Below are 1,638 nucleotides of genomic sequence, written 5' to 3'. Positions count from 1 at the left end.
CTAGATTTTTATAATGATAAACATTGAAAAATAAACATCATAGATTATCCAAAATATTTTGAATCTTCATTGTCTATATTATACCCACAAAAAAATTCTTATAACGTATGCTAATAATACTAAGTTATTTCATTACTTTTTATAACGTAAAGAAACCACCTATTATTCGGTGGTTTCAAATTATAATCCATTGATTTTATACATAATTTCTTCATTATAACTTGTCAATATTCTCATATGCCTATTTAACAACCTATTTACCTCATCGCACAGTGTCTACTAAGAGCAGGTGTTCTTTGTTACCTGTGCTTGATTTATAAATCTTTCTAATTCTATAACAAATTCCTTTCCAATGTCTCCATCACGATAATTGGTAGGTACATATATTGTTTTAAGATTAATTTCTAGTTTTGATGCTAGTTCTGGCACCTATTCTCTTTTTTATGCTTGGTTTTCTTATTCCAAATTTCATTATATCCATCTTTTTTTGAGATATAAGTTCATTTGCATAATATTGTATTGCATAATATTTAAGTTTGTTTTAATATAGTCTGTTTTAAGCACCATCATGGCACATGTAAGTTTTATTATTTTAATCATTGCTGCCTTCCCACCAATTAGCTTCCCCTAGTTTGAAATCATAGTCTATGTATAGATTATTGCCATCTTCCGTTCTTGCGGTTACTTCTAAAGTCAGTATTTCATAATCATCTGATTCTTGAGTTTCAGGACCAAAAGATTCAAATTTTGGTGATGTTTCTCCTGGCATAACTGTATCGTAAGTACTTAGATATGTTGTATCATTCTTATCCTTTAATAACACTTTAGCTGAATAACCTGTAATAGGGTATTTTGAATTATTTGTAAAAGTTGCTTCCATATATACATTTCCAATACTGTCAGGCTCTAATATTGTTATATCTAGCATAATATCGTCAGGATGAATAGGTATTTCTTCAGCTGCTACGTCTTCAATTTCTTCTGATTTATCTTCTTCTATCTCATCGTTTACATTTTCTTTAGTATTGGTTTCTGGTCTTTCTTCAATTTTACCACTATTACACCCTACTAAAGTTATAGAGATGATTAATATAAACATAAGTATAATTTTTTTCACATAATCCCTCCTTAAAAACTTTATTTTACTAGTTATATTAGACTATCTATATCCTCCACTTGATTTGCTTTATATTTTATAACTCCAATAGTTAACATTATAGAAGCTATTATAAAAAGATATAAACCAGTTCCAGCTGCGTTTACAGTACTACCAAATAAATCTACATTTTTTGTATTAAGAAATACTATACCGCTAATAACTGAAAGTATACTACATATTAAGCCTATTAGTTTATTCATTTTAACTCCCTTTAATAATTTAAAAATTGGATATATGTATAATACTAAAAATATATATCCTTGCTGTTGAAATCCTGAAGCCCTGACTATCCCAGCATCTACCCAACTCATGAATAATGATAAAATTGCTATGATAGCAGAAATAAATATAAGTTTTCCTCCAAAACTCCATTCTTTAAAATTTATTTTCATTCCTCATCCCCCTCAAAAATGTATTATCTTACTTTACTATTTCATTCCTCAAGTGCATCTGGATATGTTACTAAATTAATTTCATCC

General features: G+C 28.2%; 3 protein-coding genes. All 3 read right to left on the bottom strand.

The annotated features are described in order from the left end of the window. Window positions 1–279: 279 nt before the first annotated feature. The 3 genes from VK998_RS08370 to VK998_RS08360 all read right to left on the bottom strand — a co-directional run bounded on the left by VK998_RS08370 (window position 280) and on the right by VK998_RS08360 (window position 1,551). Window positions 280–429, bottom strand: coding sequence for a hypothetical protein (locus tag VK998_RS08370; RefSeq protein WP_325227565.1), 150 nt, complete (start codon window positions 427–429; stop codon window positions 280–282). 163 nt (window positions 430–592) lie between these two features. After that, the gene (locus VK998_RS08365; RefSeq protein ID WP_025641633.1) at window positions 593–1,117 is read right to left on the bottom strand and encodes a hypothetical protein; all 525 of its coding nucleotides are present in this window, start codon (window positions 1,115–1,117) and stop codon (window positions 593–595) included. A gap of 32 nt (window positions 1,118–1,149) precedes the next feature. After that, on the bottom strand, window positions 1,150–1,551 hold the full coding sequence (locus tag VK998_RS08360) for a hypothetical protein (RefSeq protein WP_025641634.1): 402 nt from the start codon (window positions 1,549–1,551) through the stop codon (window positions 1,150–1,152). Window positions 1,552–1,638 lie beyond the last annotated feature (87 nt).

It is taken from the genome of Schnuerera sp., assembly GCF_035459645.1.
Classification (GTDB): Bacteria; Bacillota; Clostridia; order Tissierellales; family Tepidimicrobiaceae; genus Schnuerera.
Note: the sequence above shows the minus strand (reverse complement) of the source record. Positions and strands in the feature narration are given on the sequence as shown.

Coding starts and splice junctions, on each gene's coding strand:
- VK998_RS08360 (WP_025641634.1), bottom strand. CDS start 1,551: ATGAAAATAAATTTTAAAGAATGGAGTTTTGGAGGAAAACTTATATTT.